Here is a 25,534-nt window from a genome sequence, read left to right as displayed (position 1 = left end):
CCTGACGCGGCGGCCGGAGCTGTCCGCACGCACCACGGCCGGTGCCCGTGACCTGGGTCACGGGCACCGGCCGTTGGCGTGTTCCGGTGTCAGACGCCGGCGTAGGAGTGCTTGCCGGTGATGAAGATGTTGACGCCGTAGTAGTTGAACAGGTAGCAGCCGAAGGCGATCAGCGCCAGGTAGGCGGCCTTGCGGCCCTTCCAGCCGGCGGTGGCGCGGGCGTGCAGGTAACAGGCGTAGGCGACCCAGGTGATGAAGGACCAGACCTCCTTGGGGTCCCAGCCCCAGTAGCGGCCCCAGGCCGCCTCGGCCCAGATCGCGCCCGCGATGATCGTGAAGGTCCACAGCGGGAAGATCGTGGCGTTGATGCGGTACGCGAACTTGTCCAGCGACGCCGCCGAGGGCACCCGCTCCAGAACGGACGTGGCGAACCGGCCGTACTGCTTGCCCTCGGGGTTCTCCAGCTGGGCCTCGTAGCGGTCGCGGAAGAGGTACAGCAGCGTGGAGACGGCCCCGATGTAGAGCGAGGCGCCGGAGACGATCGCGCAGCTGACGTGGATCCACAGCCAGTACGAGTGCAGGGCCGGAACCAACTGGTCGCTGTCGGTGTACAAGACAGAGACGGCGAGACCGAGGTCGAGGAGGACCGTGGTGACGAGGGGCAGCCCGATCCAGCGCACATTCTTCTTCAGCGCCAGCAGCACCAGGTACGTGGCGACCGCGACCATGGCGAAGGTCGTGGAGAACTCGTACATGTTGCCCCACGGCGCCCGCTGCACCGACAGCGCGCGGAAGAGGACGCCCACGGCATGAAAGAGCAAGGCCAGTACGGTCAGGCCCACCGCGATCCGGCCGTACACATCGCCCTGTTCGGTGCCGCCCGCGGCGCCCGGCCCGTCCGGCACGTCGCGGCTGCCCGCCGCGGAGCGGGTGACGATCTTCGGTCGCTCCAGCACGGCGGTGCCGCCGCTCTGCCCGCCGACCTGCACGGTCACCTTGGCGCGCTGGGCGGCCGCGGCGTCGGCGGTGATCGCGGCGGCGGTGCGGCCGACGGCGCTGCGGCTGCCGAACACCCACTCGGCGATATGCGCGAGGAAGGCGAGCGTGTAGACCGCCATCGCCGAGTAGATCAGCACGTTGCTGTAATGAGCCAGGTTCTCGTTGACTTCGGCGGCGAGGTTCACGCGCGCGCTCCTTCGGCAGGATCTGCGGGATCTGCGGTGTCGGATGCGGATTCCGATGCGGAGTCCTTGGTGGGCTCCTCGGTGGAGTCCTTGCCGGGCTCCTCGGTGGAGTCCCGGGCGGGCTCCGGATCGGGTTCCGCTTCCGGGGCCGGAGGTGCGTCCGTCTGCAGACGGACGGCCAGATCGGCGAGTTCTTCGGGGAGCTTGGCGTACTCACTGCGGCCGAGCCCCGCCATCTCGACCACGGTGGTGCCGTCATCGCCCCTCGCCGCGCGCACCCACACCCGGCGGCGCTGGATGAACAGGGAGCCGGCCAGGCCCACCAGGGCGGCGACGGCGCCGATGAGGGCGCCCTGGTCACCCGGCTTGTGCGAGATCTGGAAGCTGGCCCATTCCTTGACGCCGTCGAACGACAGCGTTCCGGCGCCGTTCGGCAGCTTCATGGTGTCGCCGACCTTGAGCGCCCGGGCGAACTTGGTCTTGCCGTCGGACTCCATGAACTGCTTCATCCGCGACTTGTCCAGCTGGTACACGCTCTGTGGAGTGCCGCCGTCGACGCCGAGGCTGCCGTGGTAGGCGGTCAGGACCAGTGTCGGGTTGTCCAGCGCCGGGAAGACGGAGAACATGCCCTGGCTGCGCACCCAGGTCGGCAGGAACTGCCCCTGGAAGCCGATCTGGTCCTTCTTGCCGTCCTTGTCCCGATAGTCCGGGACCTTGATGACCATGCTCTCGGTGAGGTTGGCCCCGTCGATCGGCAGCCCGACCACCGGGCCCTGGTGCACCACATTGCCCTTGCCGTCCCGGATGGTGACGACCGGCGAGTAGCCGTGGTTCCCCAGGAAGACCTTGTAGCCCGAGATCTCCAGCGGCTCGTTCACCTCGATGGAGGTCTTGCGGGTGGCCCCGTCCGCGCCCTCCCAGTAGGACACATCGGCGCGGAAGGTGCGCGGGGTGCGCATCTGCGGACCGCTGCGTTCATAGGTCGCGGTGAAGCGGTCGAGCTGGAAGCCGAAGGGGGCGAGATCGTCGTTGTTGAACAGCTGCCCCGACTTGAGGTCGTCGTACTGGGTGACGCTGTTGGAGAAGCCGCCGCCCTCGGTGATCAGGGTGCTGCCCTCGGTCTTCCACAACTGACCGGCGGCGAAGGAGACCAGCAGCACGATCAGCGCGATATGGAAGAGCAGATTGCCCACCTCGCGCAGATAGCCCTTCTCCGCGGCCACCGCGTCACCCGAGCCGTGGATGCGGAAGCGGCGCCGCTTCATGATCTTCCGGGCGGCCTCGAGCACCTGCTCCGGCTCGGCCTCGCTGCGCCAGGTGGTGTACGCGGGAAGCCGGGTCAGCCGGCGGGGCGCGGCCGGCGGGCGGCCGCGCAGCTGGCCGATGAACTGCCAGGTGCGCGGCACGATGCAGCCGATGAGGGAGATGAACAGCAGGAGATAGATCGCCGAGAACCACACCGAGCTGTAGACGTGGAAGAGCTGCAGCTTCTCGTAGATCGGCGTGAGCGTCGGGTGCCGCTCCTGGAAGTCCTGCACCTTGAGCTGGTCGATGCTGGTCTGCGGGACCAGCGAGCCGGGGATCGTGCCGAGGGAGAGCAGCAGGAGCAGCAGCAGCGCGACCCGCATCGAGGTGAGCTGCCGCCAGAACCACCGGGCCCAGCCGAGCGGCCCCAGCGAGGGGATGTTGATCTCCTCGGCCGGGGCGGTGGACAGCTGCGACTCCGCGGCGCCGAGCTCGCGCTCCTCGGCGGTCGCGCCGCTCTCGGGCGGCGCCTCCTGGCCGGCCGCGGTGTCGGTATCGGTGGTGGACATCAGTCAGATCCCAACGTTGAAGCCCTGAGCCCAGGTCTGCATGGAGCCCATCATGGTGTCCCAGATACCGGTGAGCAGCAGCACCCCCAGGAGGACGAGCATGCCGCCGCCGGCTCGCATCACCCAGACGTAGTGCCGCTTGACCCAGCCGAAGGCGCCCAGCGCCCGGCGGTAGGCCACGGCGACCACCACGAAGGGCAGCCCGAGCCCCACGCAGTACGCGGCGGTGAGCAGCGCCCCGCGCCCCGCGCTCGCCTCGTTGAACGCCAGGGCGTTGACGGCGGTGAGCGTCGGCCCCAGGCACGGCGTCCAGCCGACGCCGAACAGGGCGCCCAGCACCGGCGCCCCCGCGAGCCCCAGCGTGGGCTTGATGTGAAAGCGGAACTCCCGCTGTCCGAAGCCCCCCAGCACCCCCATGAAGGCCAGGCCCATCACGACCGTGACGACCCCGAGAATCTTGGAGATGGTCTCCTTGTGCTCCTGGAGGGTCCAGCCGAAGTTGCCGAAGAGCGCGCCGCCGGAGACGAAGACCGCGGTGAAGCCGAGCACGAAGAGCGAGGCGCCCGCGACCATCCGGCCGCGCTTGGCCTCGGCCAGATCCGTCCCCGTGACCCCGGTGACATACGACATGTAGCCGGGCACCAGCGGCAGCACGCACGGGGAGAAGAAGGAGACCAGCCCGCCGAGCAGGGCGACCGGAAGCGCCAGCAGCAGCGCCCCGGTCAGGACGGTCTGGTTGGGATCGGTGGCGGCGGCCAGAGTGCTCACGGAGGTCACTTCTCCGCGATCAGCGGGGTGATCATCGAGCGCAGGCGCTCCTCGCTGAGCGGCGTCAGAGCGCGGGCCGCGATCCTGCCCTCCCGGTCCAGGACGATCGTCGAGGGGATGGCCTGCGGGTTGAGGCTGCCCTTGGGGAAGCGCAGCATGAGCTTCCCGATCGGGTCGTACAGGCTCGGGTAGTCGACGCCGTATTCCTTCTCGAACCTGAGAGCGGGGGCGCGGTTGGAGTCACGGGTGTTGATCCCGACGAACTGCACACCCTTGGCCTTGGTGTCCTTGGCGACCTTGGCGAGGTTCGACGCCTCGGCCCGGCAGGGGGCACACCACGAGCCCCAGACGTTCAGGACCACGATCTTGCCCTTGTAGTCCGCCACGTCCAGCGGCTTGTCCTCCAGGGTCTTCCCCGACAGCTTGGGGGCGTCCTTACGGTTCTCCTCGGAGACCGTGTCCACTCCGCCCTTGCCCTGGACGAACTTGGTGTCGGCGGAGCCGCCCGAGGCGCCGCCCCCGCCGCAGGCGGTCAGGGACAGCGCGGCGATCACGGCCCCGATGGCCGGCACGGTTGCGCCACGACGGGTCGCGAGGCCCCGAAGGGCACGGCAGGCACTCATGTGAAAAGTTTCGCATGGCCCTTTTGCGGATCTTCGCCACCCCCCTCCGGGCATCCCCGCCAGGGGTCCGGAGGGCCTCCGCGGGCCTTTCGGCCCGCCGGCACGGTCAGTGACCGCTCGCGCTCCACGCCTGGCCCACGCCGAGCCCGCGCAGATCGGCCAGGACCGCGGGGTCCTGTGCGTCCATCCAGTCGGTGAACTGCTTGAAGGAGACCAGCCGGACGTCCTTCCGCTTCTCGTCGGCCATATGCTTCAGCGCCTCTTCGACGGCGTCCATGTAGATACCGCCGTTCCACTGCTCGAAGTGGTTGCCGATGAAAAGCGGGGCACGGTTGGTCTCATAGGCCCGCTTGAAGCCGGCTATGTATGCCTCGGTGGCCTGCTTGCGCCAGCCCGGGTAGTTCGCGGGCGGGGCATTGGTGGAATTCTTCGACTGGTTCGCCAGGATGTTGTAGTCCATCGAGAGCACCTCGAAGGTGTGCCCCGGAAAGGGAATCTGCTGCAGCGGGAAGTCCCACACGCCCTGCTTCTTCGACGGCCATACCTGGAGTCCGCCGGGCGAACTGGCGTCATAGCGCCAGCCGAGTTCCCGGGCGGTCGGCAGCAAATTGGTCTGGCCCTTCAGACAGGGCGTGCGGCCGCCGATGAGTTCCTTGGCGTAGTCGAACGGCAGCGGTTCCACATCGGTGAAGCGCGTATTCGTCCGCCACTCGGTGACAAAGGACATGGCCTGGTCGATCTCGGACTTCCACTGCGCGGACGTCCAGTTCTCCACCGACCCGCTTCCGGAGCAGAAGTGGCCGTTGAAGTGGGTGCCGATCTCATGGCCCTCGAGCCACGCCTCGCGCACGTTACGCAGCGTCTCCTTGATGTGCTCATCGGTGAGATAACCGATGTCGGAGGCGCCCACCGGGTTGTTCGGCGGCCGGTACAGCGACTTCTTCGACTCCGGAAGGCAGTAGATACCGGAGAGGAAGAAGGTCATGGTCGCGCCGTGGTCCTTGGCGAGTTTGCGGAACCGCGGGAAGAGACCGTTGCCGACCTCTCCCGCGCCGTCCCATGAGAAGACCACGAACTGCGGCGGCTTCTGCCCCGGTGCCAGCCGCTCGGGCTTCGGGTCCGCCGGTCGCTGCTCACCCTTCGAAGTGGAGCCGTCACCGATCGGCTTCGCCTGAGTGGTCTTCTTCGCAGGCTTCGGCGTCCCGGATCCCGAGGAACAGCCGGCGACGGCCAGTGATGCCGCCGCTCCCATACCCAGACCGAGGATCCCCCTCCGGCTGACCTCACGCATAACGTCCTCTATTCGCACTCGCCGTTCCGATTGCCCGGGGTGTCCGGACAACCCTGGAGATGGCGAAGCGAATAGCGAGGTTCCGAAGGAACGCGGTCAATTACACGCTGGACACAATGTCTCCGTTCGGGAACGCGCCCCGTGGCGCACCGGCCATCCCGCGGCCAGGCGCCGGTCACCGCGCACCGCGGCCCGCGCCGCAGCCCTGCCGCTCGGGCGCCGTAGGCCCCGCCGCTCAGGCGCCGTAGGCCCCGCCGCTCAGGCGCCGAAGCCCTTGGAGGCCCCCTTCACCGGCTTGGCGCCCGCGCGCAGATGGGCCGGGACAAGATCACGGGCCGGTTCGCTGTAGCCCACCGCGACGATCCTGTCGCCGCGGTAGGTGAAGCTGGTGAGGCTGGCCAGGGTGCACTGCCGCTTGCGCGGGTCGTGCCACAGCCGCCGCCGCTCCACGAAGCTGCGCACGATCCAGATGGGGAGCTGATGGCTGACGCACACCGCCTCGTGCCCGCGCGCGGCGTCCCGCGCCCGGCCCAGCGCCGCCATCATCCGCACCACCTGGTCGACATAGGGCTCGCCCCAGGACGGACGGAAGGGGTTGGTGAGATGGCGCCAGTTGGCCGGTTTGCGCAGTGCGCCGTCGCCCACGCCGAAGGTCTTGCCCTGGAAGACGTTCGCCGCCTCGATCAGCCGCTCGTCCGAGGCCACGTCCAGGCCGTGCGCCTTGGCGATCGGCCCCGCCGTCTCCTGCGCCCGCTCCAGCGGGGAGGCGACGACATGGGTGATGTCACGGTCGGCGAGGTGCTCGGCGACCCGATCGGCCATCTGCCGCCCCAGGTCCGAGAGGTGGTAGCCGGGCAGCCTGCCGTAGAGCACGCCCTCCGGGTTGTGGACCTCGCCGTGGCGCATCACATGGACGACGGTGATCTCGTTCTCGCTCTGTGTCATGTCATCCATCATTCAGTGGCCTCGGCGGCCGCCCGCGCCGCCCCCGGCAGAGCCGCTGCCACCCGCTCCAGCGCCCGCTCGTCATGCGCCGTGGAGACGAACCAGGACTCGAAGGCGGACGGCGGGAGATAGACGCCCTGGGACAGCATCGAGTGGAAGAAGGCGGTGAAGCGGAACGACTCCTGCGCCTTGGCCTGCTCGTAGTTGGTGACCTCGTCGTCGGTGAAGAAGACCGAGAACATGTTGCCCGCGACCTGCACCCGGTGGGCCACGCCCGCCTTGGAGAGCGCCTCGGTCGCCATCGCCCGCAGCCACTCGGAGGCCGCGTCGACCTGTCCGTACGCCGCGTCGTCCAGCAGCCGCAGCTGCGCGACGCCCGCGGCCGTGGCGATCGGGTTCCCGGACAGCGTGCCCGCCTGGTAGACCGGGCCGGCCGGGGCGAGACGCTCCATGACATCGGCGCGCCCGCCGAAGGCCGCGGCCGGGAAGCCGCCGCCCATGACCTTGCCGAAGGTCATCAGGTCCGGTTCCACGCCGTCCAGCCCGAACCACCCGGCCCGGGAGACCCGGAAGCCGGTCATGACCTCGTCGGAGATGTAGAGCGCGCCATGGTCGGCGCACAGCTGCTTGAGGCCCGCGTTGAACCCGGGCAGCGGCGGGACCACGCCCATGTTGCCCGGCGACGCCTCGGTGATCACACAGGCGATCTCCCCGGGGTGCGCGACAAAGGCCGCCCGGACCGCCTCCAGATCGTTGTACGGCAGCACCACGGTCTCCCCCGCCTGCGCTCCCGTCACCCCCGGAGTGTCCGGCAGCCCGAAGGTCGCCACTCCGGACCCGGCCGCGGCCAACAGGGCGTCCACATGCCCGTGGTAGCAACCGGCGAACTTGATCACCTTCGACCGCCCGGTGAACCCGCGGGCCAGGCGGATCGCCGACATCGTCGCCTCGGTGCCGGACGACACCAGGCGCACCTGCTCGACGGGGGCGACCCGCGCCACGATCTCCTCGGCGAGCTCGACCTCACCCTCACCGGGCGTGCCGAACGACGTACCGCGAGCGACGGCGGCCTGCACGGCCGCGATGACCTCGGGGTGGGAATGGCCGAGGATCATCGGTCCCCACGAGCACACGAGGTCCACATACTCGCGTCCGTCGGCATCAGTGAGGTACGGACCGTCACCGGACACCATGAACCGGGGCGTTCCTCCCACGGCGCGGAACGCCCGCACCGGAGAGTTCACGCCGCCGGGGGTCACGGCGGCCGCGCGATCGAAAAGCGTCTGCGAAACTGGGGCTGCGTACGGATAGCTCACGCAAGCCATGTTGTCAGAGCCGGACAGACTCCCGCGGCCGGGCGTTTCACAGCCCGAGCGTGGGGGAGGTTGCTGTAACAGAGATCGGGTTGCGCGGTAGTGGCCGCGAGTGGTCGGGTGGAGATATGCATCGCGGTGGCGAACTGGGTGAAGGGACTGACGACCGAGGCGGCCCCGAGCGTGCCCGGCCCGGTCGCCATCGGCGGGACGAGGCGGGCAGGGCAGGCAGAAGCGGGGGCCGCATGGGGGTGACCTACAAGTACTTCGGTGCGCCCGATGGCGCCACCGCGGCCAGGGTCCCCATCTCCATGCGCCCCGAGGAGCTCGGCGGCGATGAGCTCGGCCAGGGCATGTTCACGAAGATCAAGCCGGAGACGGTCGCGGCGATGGTCCTCACCGGCATCGAGGGCGTCCCGCTCCACAGGGTCCCCCCGCTCGAACTGGTCGTCCTCCACCCGGACTACGCCGTCGTCAAGCTCCCGATGACCGTCGTCGACCCGCTGCGCGGCGTGGGCGAGGAGTCCGTGGGCGCCGCGGCCTTCATCTGGTCCACGGTCCCCGACCGCGGCGGCCCCCGGGACGCCTTCACGGTCTATCAGTTGCTCCACGAGTGGCAGGACTTCAGCCACCGTCTGCACGAGGCGGGGCACCAGGCGTACTGCCTGGTGTGGCCCTGAGGCCGGGGGTTCTGAAGCCCGGGCCCTGAGGCCGGGCCGTGCTCTGAGGCCGGAGCCCTGAGGCCGGGGGTTCTGAGGCCGGGCCGTGCTCTGAGGCCGGAGCCCTGAGGCCGGGGGTTCTGAGGCCGGAGCCCTGAGGCCGGGGGTTCTGAGGCCGGGCCCCTACGCCGCGGACGCCGCGCGCAGCAGGCGGAGTTGGCCGATCTCGGTGGCGTTCTTCATCAGCTCGGCGTTCACCCAGGCCGCCATGTGGGCCACGGTGTGCTCCGGGTCCCGATCCCAGGGGAACGGCGCGATGGCGTCCAGGTCCTCCTCGGTGAGCCGTTCCAGCACGGCCGTCCACGCCGTCCGCAGACCCCGCAGCCAGTCGATGACCGCCTTACCGTCGCCGGGCCAGATCACCTCGGTCCGCTCCCGCGGCCTCCGTCCCTCCGCGTGATCGATGGTCACACTCCACCACCAGCCGATATGCCAGCTCAGCCATCCGATGGTGGGGACGGGCACGGGATCGGGCTCGGTCTCCGCCCAGTCCGGCACCCACGCCCCGTCGGCGTCCCGCCGCACCGTCCAGCAGTGGGCCGCGGGCTCCCACAGGAAGTCCCCGGGCTCCAACCGCTCCAGGTGGTACTCGAAGAGCGACCAGGTCAGGTCGAACTGCCAGCGCAGTAAGGCACATCGGGATGTCGTCGACGTCGTCATCGGCCCGACCCTGGCACACGGGCGGATGCGCGCAAAGAGAATTTCGGCCGGCGCCCGGGGCTCAGGCGGGCCCATGGGCGGTTCGTTCCGGCTTCATGATCGGGCCGTACCCTTCCCCCATGCTCACCGCACGTTCCATCGCTCTGTTCGCCGTGGCCGCGCTCCTGGAGATCGGAGGCGCCTGGCTCGTCTGGCAGGGCGTACGTGAGCACAGGGGTTGGGCGTGGATCGGCGCAGGGATCATCTCCCTGGGCGCCTACGGGTTCGTGGCCACGCTCCAGCCGGACGCGGAGTTCGGCCGCATCCTCGCGGCGTACGGCGGCGTTTTCGTCGCCGGATCGCTCGCCTGGGGCATGGTCGCCGACGGCTACCGGCCCGACCGCTTCGATGTCATCGGAGCGCTGATCTGTCTGGCCGGAGTCGCTGTGATCATGTACGTGCCTAGGCGGTAACCATCGGCCGGCCGTGGCCGCCCTTGCCCTTGTGGTCGCCGTGGTCACCCTTCTTGCCGTGGTCACCGTGGCGGTCGTCCTGCTCCTGCTCCTGCTCCTGCTCCGTACCGAGGACGCAGCCGGTCTCCGGGTCGATGAAGACGGTCGTGAGGGTGTGGTCGCACTCGACCTCCACGACCCACACCTTCTTGCCCTCCTTCTGGTGCGGGTCCTTGTGCTCGTCCTTGCGCTGCTTGTCCTTGCGCTGACCGTCGTGGTGCTGCGGGTCCTTGCGCTCGTCCTTGCGCTCGTCCTTGCGCTCGTCCTGGTGGTTGCCCTTGTGGTGCGGGTCGTCCTCGGGGCAGTCCACCAGCTCGGCGGTGACGGCCCGGCCGCCGACCTCGCACTCGGCGATCTCGATCGCCTCGGCGATCGTCACCGGGTCGCTCTTCTTCGCGTCCTGGTGCTCCTTGTTGTTCTTGTCGTCCTTGTTGTTCTTGTCGTCCTTGTTCTGCTTGTTCTGCTTGTTCTCCTCGCCGTGGCGCGCCTGGTCGTCCTCGTGGGAGGGAACGGTGACGGGGCGCACGGCGCCGCGGTCCTGGGCCTCCTCAGCGGGCTGGGCGGCCTGCTCGGGCTGGGCCACCTGCTCGGGCTGCGCGGCCTCCTGCGGCTGCGCGGCCTCCTGCGGCTGTGCGGCCTGCTCCGGGCGCGCCATGCTGCGGGTCTGGGGGCCGTGCCAGAACTTCCCGGGGAAGTACTGGCTCAGGTCCGGACGCCCCTGGTTCTCGCGCTGGCCGTTGTCCTCCTGGCCGCCGTTGTTCTCCTTGTTCTCCTTGTTTTCCTTGCTCTCCTTGCTCTCCTTGCTCTCCTTGCCGCCGTTGTCCTCCTGGCGCCCGTGGTCGTCACGGCCGCTGTCCTCACGCTGGCCGTTCTCCTCGTGCCGCCCACCGTCGTCGTGACGGCTGTCCTCGTCGTGGCGGCTGTCCTCGTCGTGACGGCTGTCCTCGTCGTGACGGCTGTCCTCGTCGTGACGGCTGTCCTCGTCGTGACGGCTGTCCTCGTCGTGACGGCTGTCCTCGTCGTGGCGGCTGTCCTCGTCGTGACGGCTGTCCTCCTCGTGCCGCCCACCGTCGTCGTGACGGCTGTCCTCGTCGTCCCGGACGTGATCGTGGCGGCCGTTCGGGTCCTGATGACCATTCTCGTCGTGGCGGCCGTTCGAGTGCTGGTCACCGTTCTCGTGGTGCCCCTTGCTGTCACCGTGCGCCCTGTCCTGGTGGCACTTGTTGCTCGGCGACGAGTGCGGCTCGGGGGTGCTGCCCGTGGCCCATGCGGTTCCCGGAGCACCTGTGACCAGGGCCGCCGCCGCGATGGCACCCGCTGAGGCCACGCCCCAGCGCCGGAAAGAACGACGAGACCGCTGAAGGAATCTGCTCTGCTGCGTCATTACCTGAATTCACTCCTTGGGCATGGGTGCTCCATTACCGGCGCCGCGCCGGACGCACTGCACCCTTCCCCGAGCCCAGGACCCGCTAGCGGATTCCGATCTTCAGTCCCCCGGTTGGAGGTAAATCAGGCCGTCATATCCTGCGTATGGATCATGCGCAGGCACCACCGTTTGCGCCACGTCGTCACTGGAGGGCCGATGACCACCCGTACCGCAGTCATCACCGGCGCGAGCAGCGGGATCGGCGCCGCGACCGCGCGCCGCCTGGCCGCCGCCGGATTCCGCGTCATCCTCGCCGCCCGCCGTAAGGAGCGCCTCGACGCGCTCACCGCCGAGCTGACCGAGGCGGGGCACGAGGCCGAGGCGTATGTCCTGGATGTCACCGACCGTGCCGCCGTGGAGTCCTTCGCCGCCGCTGTGGACCGCTGCGACGTCCTGGTGAACAACGCGGGCGGCGCGATCGGCGCCGAGCCCGTCGCCACCGCCGACCCGGCCGACTGGCGGGCGATGTACGAGGTCAATGTGGTGGGCGTGCTCCAGGTGACCCAGGCGCTGCTGCCCGCCCTCACCGCCTCCGGCGACGGCACGATCGTGGTGCTGTCCTCCACGGCGGGCCATGTGGCGTACGAGGGCGGCGGCGGGTACGTGGCGGCCAAGCACGGCGCCCACGCCATCGCGGCCACCCTGCGCCTGGAGCTGTGCGGTGAGCCGGTGCGGGTGATCGAGATCGCCCCGGGCATGGTCAGGACGGACGAGTTCGCGGTGAACCGCTACCGCGGCGACGAGGCCAAGGCCGCGGCCGTCTACGACGGCGTGGCCGAGCCGCTGACCGCCGACGACGTGGCCGACACGGTCGAGTGGGCGGTCACCCGCCCCTCGCATGTGAACATCGACATGATGGTCATCCGCCCACGCGCCCAGGCCGCCCAGCACAAGGTCCACCGCGAGCGCTGAGCCCGCGAACCGGCGGCTTGTAGCCGTCCGCCCGTCCGACCCGGTGCATGTGCGCCGTCCCGAGGTCTCTCCGATGCTGGGAGAGACCGTCACCTCACGGTGAAGCGGAGGCGTCATGAGAGTTGTCGTAGATCTCAACCGGTGCCAGGGCTACGCACAGTGCGCCTTCCTCGCGCCGGATGTGTTCGCGATGCACGGTGAGGAGGCGCTGCTGTACGACGGGCAGCCCGACGACTCGCGGCGCCTGGACGTCCTGCGGGCGGAGGCGGCCTGTCCGGTCAAGGCCATCACCGTGGAGGGCGCGGGCGCCACATGGGCCGCGGAGGGGGCGGGTGTCTCCGATGGCGGTTGACGGTTCGCTGGAGCGGCTCAGGCGCGAGGGCCGCATCGTCGTCGTAGGCGCCTCCCTGGCGGGGCTGCGGGCCGCCGAGACGCTCCGGGAGGAGGGCTTCACCGGCACCCTCACCATGATCGGTGACGAGCCGTACGAGCCGTACGACCGCCCGCCGCTGTCCAAGCAGGTCCTGCTCGGCAGGGTGCCGGCCGACCATACGGCGCTTCCCCGGCGCCGCGCGATCGAGGCGCGATGGCGGCTGGGTGTCGCCGCGACCGGTCTGGATCTGTCGGCCAAGCGGGTGGCTCTCGCCGATGGCACCTCGGTGGAGTACGACCGGCTGCTCATCGCCACCGGGGTCCGCTCCCGCCCGTGGCCGAACGAGCTGGAGGCCGGCCTGGACGGCGTCTTCGTGCTGCGGACCATGGACGACGCCACCCGGTTGAGGCACCGGCTGAAGGCCGGGCCCAGCCGGGTGCTGGTGATCGGTGCCGGATTCACCGGCTCGGAGATCGCCTCCGTCTGCCGCGAGCGGGACCTGCCCGTCACGGTCGCCGAACGCGGCCCGACCCCCCTGTCGGGCGCCCTGGGCAGCGTGATCGGCGATGTGGCCGCCCAGCTGCACCACCAGCACGGCGTCGACCTGCGCTGCGGCGTGATGGTCACCGGGCTCGAAGGCGACGGCGCGGGACGGCTGCGACGGGCCCACTTCTCCGACGGCGGCACGGTGGACGCGGAGGTGGCCGTCGTCGCCCTGGGCGCGACGCGCAACACCGAATGGCTCACGGGATCCGGGCTGGCCGCGGGGCCGCGCGGGATCGCCTGCGACGCGGGCTGCCGGGCCTTCGACGTACGGGGCATCGTCGCCGACGATGTCTTCGTCGCGGGAGACGTCGCCCGCTCCCCGCATCCGCTGTTCGGCTACCAGTTCCTGTCCCTGGAGCACTGGGGCAACGCGGTCGCGCAGGCCGAGGTCGCCGCCCACAACATGATCTGCCACGGTGAGGAGCGCCGCCCGCACCTGTGGACGCCGTATTTCTGGTCGGCCCAGTTCGGCGTCAACATCAAGTCCGTCGGGGTCCCGAACATGGCCGACCAGATCATCGTCAGCCAGGGGTCGCTGGGCGAACACCGCTTCACCGCGGCCTATGGCTACCAGGGCCGCGTCATCGCCGCCGTCACCTTCGACCAGGCGAAATGGCTGGAGTTCTACCAGCGGCAGATCGAACAGGCCGCGCCCTTCCCCCCGCCGTTCACCACCGTCGACCGGCGGACCGAAGGACTGCGTCCGGTGCCGGCCGGATTCCCCGACCCCTCGGTGCCCACCCACGGCCCGCAGGTGACCGTGAGCGGCCACTCCCCGACCGACCAGCGCGTCACGTTCACCCCGGCCTGACGCGGGCCCCGACGCCTGACGCGTTCACCCCCGCCTGATACGGGCCCCACCACCCGACGCGGACACCCGGACACCATCGGCACCCGGAAGGAAAACCACCATGACGTCGGTCGCACTCCTGGGCCAGATCCTCGACTACGCCAACCGCGCCGACCCCTACCCGCTGTATGCCGAACTCCGCAGGACCCCCGTGGTGCGGGACGAATCCGGCCCCTACCTCGTCAGCACCTACTGGGAGATCCACAGCCTGCTGCACGACCCCAGGGTCAGCTCCGACATCCGCAATCTCGCCCCCGAGGCGAAGACCGGCCCCAGGACCGATGACCCCGACCTGCCGCCGAGCTTCATCAGGCTCGACCCCCCGGACCACGACCGCCTGCGCCGGCTGATCATGCGGACGTACGGCCCGCCGCACTCCCCCCGGCGCGTCTACGGCCTGCACGGCGAGATCTCCGGAATCGTCTCCGGCCTCATCGACCGCTTCCAGGGGCGGGAGCAGATCGACCTCGTCGACGACTTCTCCTACCCCTTCCCCGTCACCGTGATCTGCCGTCTGCTCGGGGTCCCGCAGGAGGACGAGCAGCGCTTCCACGGCTGGGCCGACACCGTCGCCACCGCCATCGAGCCGCCCGTGGGCACGCCCGAGGAACAGGAGGCCCACTGGCGGTCCATCCGCGAGGCCCACCACCAGCTCGCCGACTACCTCTCGGGCCTGATCGAGCAGCGCCGCCGCGCACCCCGGGAGGACATGATCTCCGCCCTGGCCACCGACTGCGGAGCCGACGAGAGCCCGATGTCCCTGCCCGAGATGCTCAGCAACCTGACGCTGCTGCTGATCGCCGGGCATGAGACCACCGTCAACCTCATCACCAACGGGATGCTCACCCTGCTGCGCCACCCCGACCACCTCAAGCAGCTTCGCGCGGACCCCGACCTGGTCATCCCGCTGGTGGAAGAGCTGCTGCGGTTCGAACCGCCCGTGCAGCTACTGCCCGAGCGCACCACGCTCGACGACATCGAGATCGCCGGGACCACCATTCCCCAGGGCGCCTCCCTGTGGCTCGTCCCGGCCTCCGGGAACCGGGACCCCCAGCGCTTCCCCGAGCCCGACCGCTTCATCCCCGACCGCCCGGACAACCAGCACTTCGGCTTCGGCACCGGCATCCACAACTGCATCGGCTCGCCCCTGGCCCGCCTCGAGGCGCAGGCCGCGCTGGCCGAACTCGTCCGCCGGCTCGACAACCCCCGCCTGGTCGAGGACCCGCCCCCTTACCGCCACAACGCCGTCCTCAGAGGCCCCCGGCATCTGCCCATCGCCTTCGACGGCCTCAGCCGATAGCGCCGGGCATCACCCGTGGACAAGGCGAGGCCCCCGAACCGTCACCGGTCCGGGGGCCGTTGATCATGTGCGGTCGCGGGGTTCCGGGCCTCAGCCCTTCACGCACACGACCTGCTTGAGCCTCGCCACCACCTCGACCAGATCCCGCTGCTGGTCGATGACCTTCTCGATCGGCTTGTACGCCCCCGGGATCTCGTCCACGACGCCGGAGTCCTTACGGCACTCCACGCCCCGCGTCTGCTCCTCCAGATCCCGGGTCGAGAAGCGCTTCTTCGCCGCGTTACGGCTCATCTTCCGGCCCGCTCCGTGCGAGGCCGAGTTGAACGACGCCTCGTTCCCCAGACCACGCACGATGTACGAACCGGTGCCCATCGAGCCCGGGATGATCCCGTAGTCCCCGCTTCCGGCGCGGATGGCGCCCTTACGGGTCACGAGAAGGTCCATGTGCGCGTAGCGCTCCTCGGCGACGTAGTTGTGGTGGCAACTGATCACCGGCTCGAAGACGGGGCGGGCCTTCCTGAACTCCTTGCGCACCACGTCCTGGAAGAGCGCCATCATGATCGCGCGGTTGTACTTCGCGTACTCCTGCGCCCAGAAGAGATCGTGCCGGTACGCGGCCATCTGCGGGGTGTCCGCGATGAAGACGGCCAGGTCGCGGTCGACCAGATCCTGGTTGTGCGGCAGCTTCCGGGCCTCGCCGATGTGGTACTCGGCGAGCTCCTTACCGATGTTGCGGGAGCCGGAGTGCAGCATCAGCCAGACCGAGCCCTCGTCATCGAGGCAGAACTCGATGAAGTGGTTACCGGACCCGAGCGACCCCATCTGCTTGACGGCCCGCTCCTGACGGAACTTGACCGCCTCGGCCACTCCCCGAACCGGCTCCAGAAGTCGTCCCACCCCGCCGTCGGAAACGCGTGCAGCCGTCCCGGGTCCACCGGGTCGTCGTGCATTCCGCGCCCCACCGGGATCGTCTGCTCGATCCGGGACCGCAGCCGCGAGAGATCCCCCGGGAGGTCGTCGGCGGTCAGCGATGTCTTGACCGCCGACATCCCGCAGCCGATGTCCACGCCGACGGCCGCCGGGCACACCGCGCCCGCCATCGCGATCACCGAGCCGACCGTGGCACCCTTCCCGTAATGCACATCCGGCATCACGGCGAGGCCCTTGATCCAGGGCAGCGTGGCGACATTCCGGAGCTGCTGCATGGCCACGCCCTCGACCGTCGAGGGGTCGGTCCACATCCGGATCGGCACCTGGGCGCCGGGCACCTCGACATACGACATGATGTACTCATTCCCCCGTAAAAGACAGAAAACGCAAAAGCCGGACCAAGGCCCCGTAGACGGCAGGCGACCGGCAGGCACCGCAGTGCGTGCGGTAGACATTGTCTCCAGCCACCGCCCCCGGGCGGCAAGGAGTTTTCCGTCGCTCGAAGGGACACCGACAGTGCAGCCAGCGCAGCGAAGGGCGTACGGATGGCGGGCCACCCCGGCCGTCGCCGTGCTCATCACCGTGCTCGCCGCCGCGGGGCTCGGCGGATGCACCGGCTCCGATTCATCCTCCGGCCCGGACGACGGCGCCTCCGGCGACTCCGGGACGAATGTCTCCGCCGAGCCCGGCCGTTACCGCACCCTGCCCGAGGCATGCGGCGCGGTCAGCCGTAAGACCCTGCAGACCCTGCTGCCGGGCGCCGAGCAGGACGACAAGGTGTACGACGGCCAGGCCGCCGTGACGTATGACATAGACCGGCGGGACGGCTGCCGCTGGAAGGTGGAGACCGCGAGCGGCACGCGCTATCTCACGATCGACTTCCAGCGCGTCGTCTCGTACGACCCCTCGGTCAGCGATGACGACCGGGCGCAGGAGACCTACGAGAAGAAGGCCGTCGCCGCCCACATCCCGGACGCCCCGAGCTCCCCCTCGACCCCCTCCACGAGCTCACAGAGCGAGGGCGGCACGAGCGGTGACAGCGGCTCCTCCGCCTCCCCCGGCACCAGCTCCGACGAGCCCGGCACGAGCGGTAAGGGTGCCGCGGGCGATGAGGCCCACAACTCCGACCAGACAGGCAAAGGCACCGATACCCCCTCCGCGGGGGGCGAGGCGAGCGGCGAAAGTGATGAAGGTGACACCGCCTCGGACGACACCGCCCCGCGCCGGCTGGACGACCTCGGTGACGACGCCTTCCTCAACGACGAGCTGATCACCAAGGACTCGGGTATACACCGCGATATCACGCTGGTGTTCCGGTCCTCGAATGTGATTGCCACCATTGAGTACGACCAGTGGACGACCGACAAGAAGCACATTCCCAACAGCCAGGGACTGCAGGAAAACGCCCAGGACTTGGCCGATGAGCTGACCGGTCGCCTCAACGAATAGCGGGTTCCGGCCCCCCTCTGCGAGCCCCCGCTCAGACCTCGGAAATTGGGACGCCCGCGCGTCGGCCGCGTACCGTGCCGACTAATGACGCGGGCGGTACGTCCGCCCATCGACAGAGAATGAGCGAAGGACCCATGCACCGTTCAGCCCCGCGACTCGCCCGAATACTCGCCTGCGCGACCGTACCGATGGTGCTCGTCGCCGGCTGCTCCTCCGGCTCGGACGACAAGGACGACAAGAACGCCGGTGGCTCGGCGAGACCCGGCTCGCCCAGCGCTTCACCCACCGTCGCGGCCGCGAAGTTCAGCAAGCTGCCCGACGTGTGCACCGCCCTTTCCGGCAAGACCGTCGACAAGCTCGTCCCCAAGGCGCAGAACAAGAAGGGCAAGGCCCTTCCCTCGGCCGACACCAACACGTCGGCCAGTTGCCTGTGGAGCGGCCTCGACGGCTTCAAGTACCGCTCGCTGACCGTCTCCCTCAAGCTGTTCCGCTCCGACCCGGGGCTCGGCTCCGGCGACCGGCGCGCCGGGGAGTACGCCGCCCAGCAGGCGAGCCGGGCCGCCACCGGCAAGGTGACCGACCCCAAGACCGAGAAGGTCGCGGGCATCGGCGACGAGGCGACCTCGGTCAGCTCCAAGGAGAAGAAGGACGGCGACGAGTTCCGCAACCAGACGGTGGTGACCCGCACCGCCAACGTCGTCATCACCGTCCAGTACGACGGCGCGGGCTATGAGAAGGAGAAGACCCCGGACGCGGCCGCGCTGCTCAAGGACGCCAAGTCCGCCGCCAAGGAGGCCGTCGGCGCCATCGCGAAGGACTCCCAGAGCGGCACCTGATCCCCCGACACGGCCCCTTCCCGCCCACGGACCTTGACGTGTATGCGACGCTGAGGCCGCTGTTGTTGAAGACGGGGAGGGGTCGCGGGTGGCCGCGATGCGACTGACACGGATGCACCGAATACTGGCCGGGGTGGTCGTCACCGGGGCGGTGGTGATCGCGGGGATCGGCTTCGCCGGTTCCTACTCCGCGGTGCGCGATCTCGCCCTCGACAAGGGCTTCGGCGCGTTCTCCAACGTCTTTCCGATCGGCATCGACGCGGGGATCGTGGTCCTGCTCGCGCTGGATCTGCTGCTCACCTGGATCCGCATCCCCTTCCCGCTGCTGCGCCAGACGGCCTGGCTGCTGACCGCGGCCACCATCGCCTTCAACGGCGCGGCCGCCTGGCCGGACCCGGTCGGCGTCGGCATGCACGCCGTGATCCCGATCCTCTTCGTCGTCTCCGTGGAGGCCGCCCGGCACGCGGTCGGCCGGATCGCGGACATCACCGCCGACCGGCACATGGAGTCGGTCCGCATCACCCGCTGGCTGCTCGCGCCGGTGCCCACCTTCCGGCTGTGGCGCCGGATGAAGCTGTGGGAGCTGCGCAGTTACGACGAGGTCATCAGGCTGGAGCAGGACCGGCTGGTCTACCAGGCCCGGCTGCGGGCCCGCTATGGGCGCGCCTGGCGCCGTAAGGCGCCCGTGGAGTCGCTGATGCCGCTGCGGCTGGCGCGGTACGGGGTGCCGCTGTCGGACACCGCCCCGGCGGGGCTCGCGGCGGCCGGTCTTGAGCCGTCCGCGGTGTCGCCGACGGCGCTTCCGCGGGGCCGGACCGACGCGGCGGACGGGGCGGGGGCCAAGAGCACCTCCCCGGGGGCCCAGCCGGGCCCGTACGGCCCGCCCGGGGCCCTGGAGGGTGCGGGCGGCACCGGCGCCGCCGACGCCCCGCAGCAGCACCCCCAGACGCCCCAGACGCAGGAGCTGCCGCTCTCGCTGCCCCTGCCGGTCTACCAGCAGCCCGCCGGGCAGGGCCACGACGGCCGCCACGCCGTGCCGTTCGACCCGGCGGCCGCCACCCACCCCACGCCGGTCGAGCAACAGCCGCAGCAGCCGCAGCAGCCGCAGTACGAGCAGGCCCCCCAGCCGCAGTACCAGCAGGTCCCGGCCCAGGCGGCGCAGTTCGGGCAGCAGCCCGAGCAGCAACAGTCGCAGCAGCCCCAGCTGACCGTGCCGGTCGGGCCCGGCGGCCGGGTGCGCCCGCTCGGCGGTGAGGGCGTCGGCAGCCATCAGGGCGTGTACGTGCCGGAGCAGCGCGAGCCCGAGCGGTACGCGTACGAGGAGCAGCCGGGGCAGCCGGTGAACCAGCTCCCGGACGACGTCCCGCGCGAGGAGGTCTACTACGCGACCTTCCGCCAGTTCCTCGCCGACCACAGCCGGTACCCCTCCGCGTACCAGTTCGGGCAGCGGCTGCGCGAGACGTACGGCGTGAGCGACCTCAGCAACGGCGAGCTGTCCGCGTATGTCGAGGACTTCAAGGAGCGCGTCCGCCTGGAGCGGGAAGCCATCCCGTAAAGCCGAAGGCGCCGGGCGGCAGCCGTAAGGCCGCCCGCCCGGCGCCCGGGAGCGCGGAGGTCAGGCCGCGAGCAGCTTGCGCACCCGGTCCGCCCCCACCGCCAGCAGCAGCGTGGGCAGCCTCGGGCCGGTGTCCCGCCCGACCAGCAGGGTGTAGAGCAGCGCGAAGAACGACCGCTGGGCGACCTTCAGCTCCGGCGTCGGCTTGGCGTCCGGCGACAGCCCCGCCTGGATCTTGGGCACTCCGTAGACCAGCGTGGTGAGGCCGTCCAGCGACCAGTGGTCGTCCAGGCCGTCGAGCAGCAGCCGCAGCGACTCCCGCTCGGCATCGCCCAGCACGGCCAGCCGCTCGGTGTCCGGCTCGTCCCGGACCCGGGTGCGCTGGTCGGCCGGGACCTGGGTGGTGATCCAGCGCTCGGCCTTGTCGAGCCGGGGCCGGGTCTCCTCCAGGGACGTGACCGGGTTGCCCGGGTCGAGGTCGCTGAGGATGCGCAGCGTCTGCTCGTCATGGCCGGTGGTGATGTCCACCACCGAGGCCAGCGTGCGGTACGGCAGCGGGCGCGGGGTGCTCGGCAGCTCGCCCGTGGAGGTGCGCGTCGCGCGGCCGTAGGCGGCCACGTCGGCGGGCTGGGCCGTGCCCTCGGTGATCTTGCGCTCCAGCGCGTCCCACTCGTCGTAGGTCCGCTGGATCTCCTGGTCGAAGGCGATCTTGAAGGACTGGTTGGGCCGGCGGCGGGCGTACAGCCAGCGCAGCAGCGGCGCCTCCATGATCTCCAGGGCGTCGGCCGGGGTGGGCACACCGCCCTTGGAGGAGGACATCTTGGCCATGCCGCTGATGCCCACGAACGCGTACATCGGGCCGATGGGCTGCTCGCCGCCGAAGACCTCGCGGACGATCTGGCCGCCGACCACGTAGGACGAGCCGGGCGAGGAGTGGTCGACGCCCGAGGGCTCGAAGACGACGCCCTCATACGCCCAGCGCATCGGCCAGTCGACCTTCCAGACCAGCTTGCCCCGGTTGTGCTCGGTGAGCAGGACGGTCTCGCCGTGGCCGCACGCGCAGGTGTAGGCCAGCTCGGTGGTCTCGTCGTCGTACGAGGTCACCGTGGTCAGATCGCGGTCGCAGACCGAGCAGTAGGGCTTGTACGGGAAGTAGCCCGCGCCGCCCGCGCTGCCGTCGTCCTCGGCGGCCGCGCCCGAGCCCTCGGCGGCGGCCAGCTCGGCCTCGTCGACCGGCTTCTGCTGCTGCTTGGCCGGCTTCTTGGCGCCGGCCTTCTCCTTGGTGCGGTACCGGTCCAGGACGGCGTCGATCTCCCGGCGATGGCGCATCGCGTGCAGGATCTGCTCGCGGTACGCCCCCGAGAGGTACATCTCGGTCTGGCTGATGGGGTGGAACTCGATGCCCATCTCCCGCAGCGCCTCGGCCATCGGCACCTTGAAGTGCTCCGCCCAGTTCGCATACGGCGATCCGGGCGGGGCCGGGACCGAGGTGAGCGGCTTGCCGATGTGCTCGGACCAGGACGGGTCGATCCCGGCCGGGACCTTGCGGTACCGGTCGTAGTCGTCCCAGGACAGGATGTGAACGCATTCGTAGCCCCGGCGCCGGATCTCGTCGGCGACCAGGTGCGGGGTCATGACCTCGCGCAGATTGCCGAGGTGGATCGGGCCGGACGGGCTGAGGCCCGAGGCGCAGACGACAGGTTTGCCCGGGGCGCGGCGCTCCGCCTCGGCAATGACCTCGTCGGCGAATCGGGAGACCCAGTCGGTCTCGGTGCTCTGAGCCACGGTCGGCACTTCCTTCCTAGCGGTCATGGCACCGCCCATTGTCCCAGACGGAACGGACCCCTCTGGCGTTGCCCACAGGGCCTGCCGGGCGGGCCCGGGTTATCCACAGGCCGGGGAAATCGTTGGACCCGCCGTGAAATACTGGGTTGCCCATACCACCACTATCGGAATGGCACCTCATCTATGGCATCGGTCGCTTCCCTCGCCGCCACCGTCCATCAGCGCGTCGCGGACGCCCTCTCGGCTGCCCTGCCGGAGGCCGGCTCCGCGGACCCGCTGCTGCGACGAAGCGACCGGGCCGATTTCCAGGCCAACGGGATGCTGGCGCTGGCCAAGAAGCTCCAGGGAAACCCTCGTGAGCTGGCCTCCAAGGTCGTGGCGCACCTTCCGGTCGCCGCCACCTCGGCCGACCCCGATCCGGTGATCGCCGACATCGAGGTCTCCGGCCCCGGCTTCCTCAACATCACGATCGCCGACTCCGCGATCACCGCGACCCTGGCCGCCCGCGCCGCCGACGACCGCCTCGGCGTGCCGTCCGCGCAGGCGCCCGGCACCACCGTGATCGACTACGCCCAGCCCAATGTGGCCAAGGAGATGCACGTCGGCCATCTGCGCTCGGCGGTGATCGGCGACGCGGTGGTGCGGATCCTGGAGTTCGCGGGCGAGAAGGTGGTCCGCCGCCACCACATCGGCGACTGGGGCACCCAGTTCGGCATGCTCATCCAGTATCTGATCGAGCACCCGCATGAGCTGGACCACAAGGACGCCTCCTCCGGTGAGGAGGCCATGTCCAATCTGAACCGGCTGTACAAGGCCGCGCGGGCGCTCTTCGACGCCGACCCGGAGTTCAAGGAGCGGTCCCGGCGGCGGGTGGTGGACCTCCAGGCGGGCGACGAGGAGACCATCGCCCTGTGGCGGAAGTTCGTGGACGAGTCGAAGATCTACTTCTACTCGGTCTTCGACAAGCTGGACATCGAGATCCACGACCCCGATGTGGTCGGCGAGTCGGGTTACAACGACATGCTGGCCGAGACCTGCCGGCTGCTGGAGGAGTCCGGCGTCGCCGTTCGCTCCGAGGGTGCGCTGTGCGTCTTCTTCGACGACATCAAGGGCCCCGAGGGCAATCCGGTGCCGCTGATCGTCCAGAAGTCCGACGGCGGCTTCGGCTATGCGGCCACCGACCTCTCCGCGATCCGCGACCGGGTGCAGCATCTGAAGGCCGACACCCTGCTGTATGTGGTGGACGCCCGGCAGTCGCTGCACTTCAAGATGGTCTTCGAAACCGCCCGCCGGATCGGCTGGCTCAATGACCAGGTGCACGCCGTCCAGCTCGCCTTCGGCACCGTCCTGGGCAAGGACGGTAAGCCGTTCAAGACCCGCGCGGGCGAGACGGTGCGGCTGGAGGACCTGCTGAACGAGGCGACCGAGCGGGCCGCCGCCGTGGTCCGGGAGAAGAGCGAGAAGCTCGGCCTCACCGAGGAGGAGATCCTCGAGCGCGGCGCCCAGGTCGGCGTCGGCGCGGTGAAGTACGCGGATCTGTCCACCTCCGCCTCGCGTGACTACAAGTTCGACCTCGACCAGATGGTCTCGCTCAACGGCGACACCTCGGTCTATCTGCAGTACGCGTACGCCCGGATCCAGTCGATCCTGCGCCGCGCCGAGGAGGGCCAGCGGGCGCTGGCCCATCCCGAGCTGCCGCTGACCAAGGCCGAGCGGGCGCTGGGCCTGCACCTCGACCAGTTCGGGGAGACGCTGGGCGAGGTGGCCGCCGGGTTCGAGCCGCACAAGCTGGCCGGGTATCTCTACCAGCTGGCCTCGCTCTACACGACCTTCTACGACCAGTGCCCGGTCCTGAAGGCCGAGGGCGGCCCGTCCCAGGTGGAGAACCGCCTGTTCCTGTGCGACATCACGGCGCGGACGCTGCGGCAGGGCATGACCCTGCTGGGCATCCGCACCCCCGAGCGCCTCTGAGCCGGTCGAACGTGAAGCGCCCCGCCCCTGCGACAGGGAGCGGGGCGCCGCACGTTCATCAGGGGCGTATCGCGTTCCTCAACCGCGCGTGCCTCAACCGCGCGTTCCTCACCGGCAGAGCACATCGTGCTGCGGCCGCTCCCCCTTCAGCAGGAAGTCCGTGACCTTCCGGTCCGCGCAGGCGCTGCCGTTGTTCACCACATAGGCCGCGCCATGCCCCATCGCGTCCACGCTGACCATCCGGGCCCGGTCGCCGTAGGCGCGCCGCAGGTTCAGCGCCCCGCTGTACGGGGTGGCCACATCGCGCTTGTTCTGCACCAGCAGGACGTTCGACGGCCCCTGGTCGGTGATCCGCACCGGCTTGTCCCGCGGCGCGTCATGCCAGAACGAGCACGGCGTGACGTTCACCGGCATGCCCGCGGTGAGCGGGTGGCTCTTACGGCTGGCGGCCACATCCCGGGCGTAGTCCGGCAGGGACGTGGGCCACTTCACGTCGTTGCAGATGGTCGCGAGGGACACGGCCGCGGCGTCCTGGGACGGGTCGGCCGGTGCCGCACCGGGCGCCTTACCGGCGTCCGCGGCCACGATCAGCCTGGCCAGGTCCTCGAAGTCGTCCCGGGAGTACAGGGCGTTCAGCATGCTCTGGCGCAGTGCGTTGCCGTCCAGCTCGGGCGGGTTGGCGCCGGGCCACGGCAGCGGCTTCGCGTCCAGCCGGGCGGCGAGGTCCAGCACCCTGCTGCGCACCCCGTCGGGGGTCCCGGCGAGCCGGACGGGGCTGTTCGGGGCGGAGGCCCAGGCGGCGAAGTCGGGGAAGGTGTCCTCGACGCCGACGGCGTAATTCGCCAGCCAGCGGCGCTCCACCCGCTCCGGGTCCGGGTCGTCATTGCTGTCCAGCACCCAGCGGTCGGTGTGCTCGGGGAACATCTGCGCGTAGACGGAGCCCACGTACGTCCCGTAGGAGACGCCCCATGCGGACAGCTTCCGCTCGCCGAGCGCCCGGCGGATGCTGTCGATGTCCCGGGCCTCGTTGACGGTGCTGATGGTGCGCAGCAGCTCACCGCCGTTGCGGGCGCAGGTGTCGGCGATACGGCGGCCGGTGGTGACGTTCCGCGTGATGTCCCCGCCGGGGGCGGGCCAGGGGCGGGAGGCGAGCAGCGACAGATCGGCGGTGTCCAGACCGCATCCGGTGTGCGTGGACCGCCCCATGCCGCGCGGGTCGAAGCTGACGATGTCATAGGCGTCCCGCACCGACCGCGGCAGCCGCTTGCCGAGTGTGGTGGGCCGCTCCAGCCCCGTGGATCCGGGGCCGCCCGGGATCAGCAGCAGGGTGCCCCGGCGGGCCTGCGGCCGCTCGCTGGGGATACGGGATACGGCGAGGGAGATCCGCTTGCCGCCGGGGTCGCGGTGGTCCAGCGGCACCGTGAGCGTGGCGCATTCCTGCCGGGGGTCGAGCCCGGTGCCCGCGCAGGCCCCCCAGCTGAGCGCGGTGGCGGTCGGATCGGCCAGCGGTCCCGGCGTCGCGTCCGCGGACGCGCTGCCGAGGAGGGATGCGGTGGCGGCGGTGGCGATGGCCAGCGCGGCGGTTCTGCCGGTCGTCGGTCTCATGTGCACAAGCCTTGTCGAACCGGCTTCTGCCTCCCATCCGGGCAACCGGCCGACCCGTCCGGGGGATAACCCCCGACGGAGCGTCAGGCGTAGCGTCGCGCACGTAGCATTCGCGACACATTTCCCGGACCGGGACAACCTCTCGCCACCCCGGCCCGTCCAACCCCGTGAATCACCTGTCATCAACA

Annotated in this window: 21 protein-coding genes and 1 pseudogene; 10 read left to right on the top strand and 12 right to left on the bottom strand. The window is 70.1% G+C overall.

What is annotated here, in order from left to right:
• Nucleotides 1-89 precede the first annotated feature (89 nt).
• The 7 genes from ccsB to hemL all read right to left on the bottom strand — a co-directional run bounded on the left by ccsB (nt 90) and on the right by hemL (nt 7,950).
• On the bottom strand, nt 90-1,184 hold the full coding sequence (ccsB, locus tag BLV72_RS19315; protein WP_093463728.1) for a c-type cytochrome biogenesis protein CcsB: 1,095 nt from the start codon (nt 1,182-1,184) through the stop codon (nt 90-92).
• A complete protein-coding gene (resB, locus tag BLV72_RS19310) occupies nt 1,181-2,998 on the bottom strand; it encodes a cytochrome c biogenesis protein ResB (RefSeq protein ID WP_093463726.1) in 1,818 nt (605 codons plus the stop codon). The genes ccsB and resB overlap by 4 nt, the downstream gene beginning before the upstream one ends.
• A 3-nt stretch (nt 2,999-3,001) precedes the next feature.
• A complete protein-coding gene (locus BLV72_RS19305) occupies nt 3,002-3,766 on the bottom strand; it encodes a cytochrome c biogenesis CcdA family protein (RefSeq protein ID WP_014054032.1) in 765 nt (254 codons plus the stop codon).
• A 5-nt stretch (nt 3,767-3,771) separates the two neighbouring features.
• On the bottom strand, nt 3,772-4,389 hold the full coding sequence (locus BLV72_RS19300; RefSeq protein ID WP_093463725.1) for a TlpA family protein disulfide reductase: 618 nt from the start codon (nt 4,387-4,389) through the stop codon (nt 3,772-3,774).
• A gap of 106 nt (nt 4,390-4,495) precedes the next feature.
• Complete coding sequence (locus tag BLV72_RS19295) at nt 4,496-5,680, bottom strand: polysaccharide deacetylase family protein (RefSeq protein ID WP_093463723.1); 1,185 nt, start codon at nt 5,678-5,680, stop codon at nt 4,496-4,498.
• 258 nt (nt 5,681-5,938) lie between these two features.
• A complete protein-coding gene (locus tag BLV72_RS19290; protein WP_208905672.1) occupies nt 5,939-6,625 on the bottom strand; it encodes a histidine phosphatase family protein in 687 nt (228 codons plus the stop codon).
• An 8-nt stretch (nt 6,626-6,633) separates the two neighbouring features.
• A complete protein-coding gene (hemL, locus tag BLV72_RS19285; protein WP_093463720.1) occupies nt 6,634-7,950 on the bottom strand; it encodes a glutamate-1-semialdehyde 2,1-aminomutase in 1,317 nt (438 codons plus the stop codon).
• 116 nt (nt 7,951-8,066) lie between these two features.
• Here hemL and BLV72_RS19280 point away from each other — a divergent pair, with 116 nt between their 5' ends.
• The gene (locus tag BLV72_RS19280) at nt 8,067-8,618 is read left to right on the top strand and encodes a hypothetical protein (protein ID WP_232546254.1); all 552 of its coding nucleotides are present in this window, start codon (nt 8,067-8,069) and stop codon (nt 8,616-8,618) included.
• Nucleotides 8,619-8,780: 162 nt separating this feature from the next.
• Here BLV72_RS19280 and BLV72_RS19275 read toward each other — a convergent pair whose 3' ends face one another.
• The gene (locus BLV72_RS19275; RefSeq protein WP_093463719.1) at nt 8,781-9,317 is read right to left on the bottom strand and encodes a DinB family protein; all 537 of its coding nucleotides are present in this window, start codon (nt 9,315-9,317) and stop codon (nt 8,781-8,783) included.
• A gap of 119 nt (nt 9,318-9,436) precedes the next feature.
• On the opposite strand from BLV72_RS19275, the gene BLV72_RS19270 reads away from it, so the two are divergent.
• On the top strand, nt 9,437-9,769 hold the full coding sequence (locus BLV72_RS19270; protein ID WP_093463717.1) for a YnfA family protein: 333 nt from the start codon (nt 9,437-9,439) through the stop codon (nt 9,767-9,769).
• On the opposite strand, the gene BLV72_RS47980 is transcribed toward BLV72_RS19270, so the two are convergent.
• Nucleotides 9,759-11,135, bottom strand: a complete 1,377-nt coding sequence (locus tag BLV72_RS47980) for a PepSY domain-containing protein (protein WP_167746380.1) — start codon at nt 11,133-11,135, stop codon at nt 9,759-9,761. The two genes, BLV72_RS19270 and BLV72_RS47980, sit on opposite strands and share 11 nt — an antisense overlap.
• A gap of 255 nt (nt 11,136-11,390) precedes the next feature.
• Between BLV72_RS47980 and BLV72_RS19255 the strand changes: the two genes are divergently transcribed.
• The 4 genes from BLV72_RS19255 (at nt 11,391) to BLV72_RS19240 (ending at nt 15,215) form a co-directional block, all read left to right on the top strand.
• Complete coding sequence (locus tag BLV72_RS19255; protein WP_093463714.1) at nt 11,391-12,146, top strand: SDR family NAD(P)-dependent oxidoreductase; 756 nt, start codon at nt 11,391-11,393, stop codon at nt 12,144-12,146.
• Nucleotides 12,147-12,261: 115 nt separating this feature from the next.
• Nucleotides 12,262-12,498, top strand: a complete 237-nt coding sequence (locus BLV72_RS19250; RefSeq protein WP_093463713.1) for a ferredoxin — start codon at nt 12,262-12,264, stop codon at nt 12,496-12,498.
• Nucleotides 12,488-13,876 carry an NAD(P)/FAD-dependent oxidoreductase gene (locus tag BLV72_RS19245; protein WP_093463711.1) on the top strand — a complete coding sequence of 463 codons (1,389 nt, stop codon included), beginning with the start codon at nt 12,488-12,490 and terminating at the stop codon, nt 13,874-13,876. The genes BLV72_RS19250 and BLV72_RS19245 overlap by 11 nt, the downstream gene beginning before the upstream one ends.
• A 100-nt stretch (nt 13,877-13,976) precedes the next feature.
• The gene (locus tag BLV72_RS19240; RefSeq protein WP_093463710.1) at nt 13,977-15,215 is read left to right on the top strand and encodes a cytochrome P450; all 1,239 of its coding nucleotides are present in this window, start codon (nt 13,977-13,979) and stop codon (nt 15,213-15,215) included.
• Nucleotides 15,216-15,305: 90 nt separating this feature from the next.
• Here BLV72_RS19240 and BLV72_RS19235 read toward each other — a convergent pair.
• Nucleotides 15,306-16,498: pseudogene (locus BLV72_RS19235) on the bottom strand (RtcB family protein).
• Between the two features lie 163 nt (nt 16,499-16,661).
• Between BLV72_RS19235 and BLV72_RS19230 the strand changes: the two are divergent.
• The 3 genes from BLV72_RS19230 to BLV72_RS19220 all read left to right on the top strand — a co-directional run bounded on the left by BLV72_RS19230 (nt 16,662) and on the right by BLV72_RS19220 (nt 19,985).
• The gene (locus BLV72_RS19230) at nt 16,662-17,594 is read left to right on the top strand and encodes a DUF3558 domain-containing protein (protein WP_244320849.1); all 933 of its coding nucleotides are present in this window, start codon (nt 16,662-16,664) and stop codon (nt 17,592-17,594) included.
• Nucleotides 17,595-17,728: 134 nt separating this feature from the next.
• A complete protein-coding gene (locus tag BLV72_RS19225) occupies nt 17,729-18,430 on the top strand; it encodes a DUF3558 domain-containing protein (RefSeq protein WP_093463708.1) in 702 nt (233 codons plus the stop codon).
• A gap of 88 nt (nt 18,431-18,518) precedes the next feature.
• The gene (locus tag BLV72_RS19220) at nt 18,519-19,985 is read left to right on the top strand and encodes a DUF2637 domain-containing protein (RefSeq protein WP_093463707.1); all 1,467 of its coding nucleotides are present in this window, start codon (nt 18,519-18,521) and stop codon (nt 19,983-19,985) included.
• 60 nt (nt 19,986-20,045) lie between these two features.
• On the opposite strand, the gene lysS is transcribed toward BLV72_RS19220, so the two are convergent.
• The gene (lysS, locus tag BLV72_RS19215; protein ID WP_093463705.1) at nt 20,046-21,797 is read right to left on the bottom strand and encodes a lysine--tRNA ligase; all 1,752 of its coding nucleotides are present in this window, start codon (nt 21,795-21,797) and stop codon (nt 20,046-20,048) included.
• Nucleotides 21,798-21,953: 156 nt separating this feature from the next.
• On the opposite strand from lysS, the gene argS reads away from it, so the two are divergent.
• Entirely contained in the window at nt 21,954-23,741 is a 1,788-nt protein-coding gene (argS, locus tag BLV72_RS19210; RefSeq protein ID WP_093463704.1) for an arginine--tRNA ligase, read from the top strand.
• A gap of 108 nt (nt 23,742-23,849) precedes the next feature.
• Here the strand turns inward: argS and BLV72_RS19205 are convergent, their stop codons facing one another.
• On the bottom strand, nt 23,850-25,346 hold the full coding sequence (locus tag BLV72_RS19205) for an alpha/beta hydrolase (protein ID WP_093463702.1): 1,497 nt from the start codon (nt 25,344-25,346) through the stop codon (nt 23,850-23,852).
• Nucleotides 25,347-25,534: the final 188 nt, after the last annotated feature.

Origin of the sequence: Streptomyces melanosporofaciens (assembly GCF_900105695.1) — a bacterium.
GTDB classification, from domain to species: domain Bacteria; phylum Actinomycetota; class Actinomycetes; order Streptomycetales; family Streptomycetaceae; genus Streptomyces; species Streptomyces antimycoticus.
This window is presented reverse-complemented; position numbering and strand designations above follow the sequence as displayed.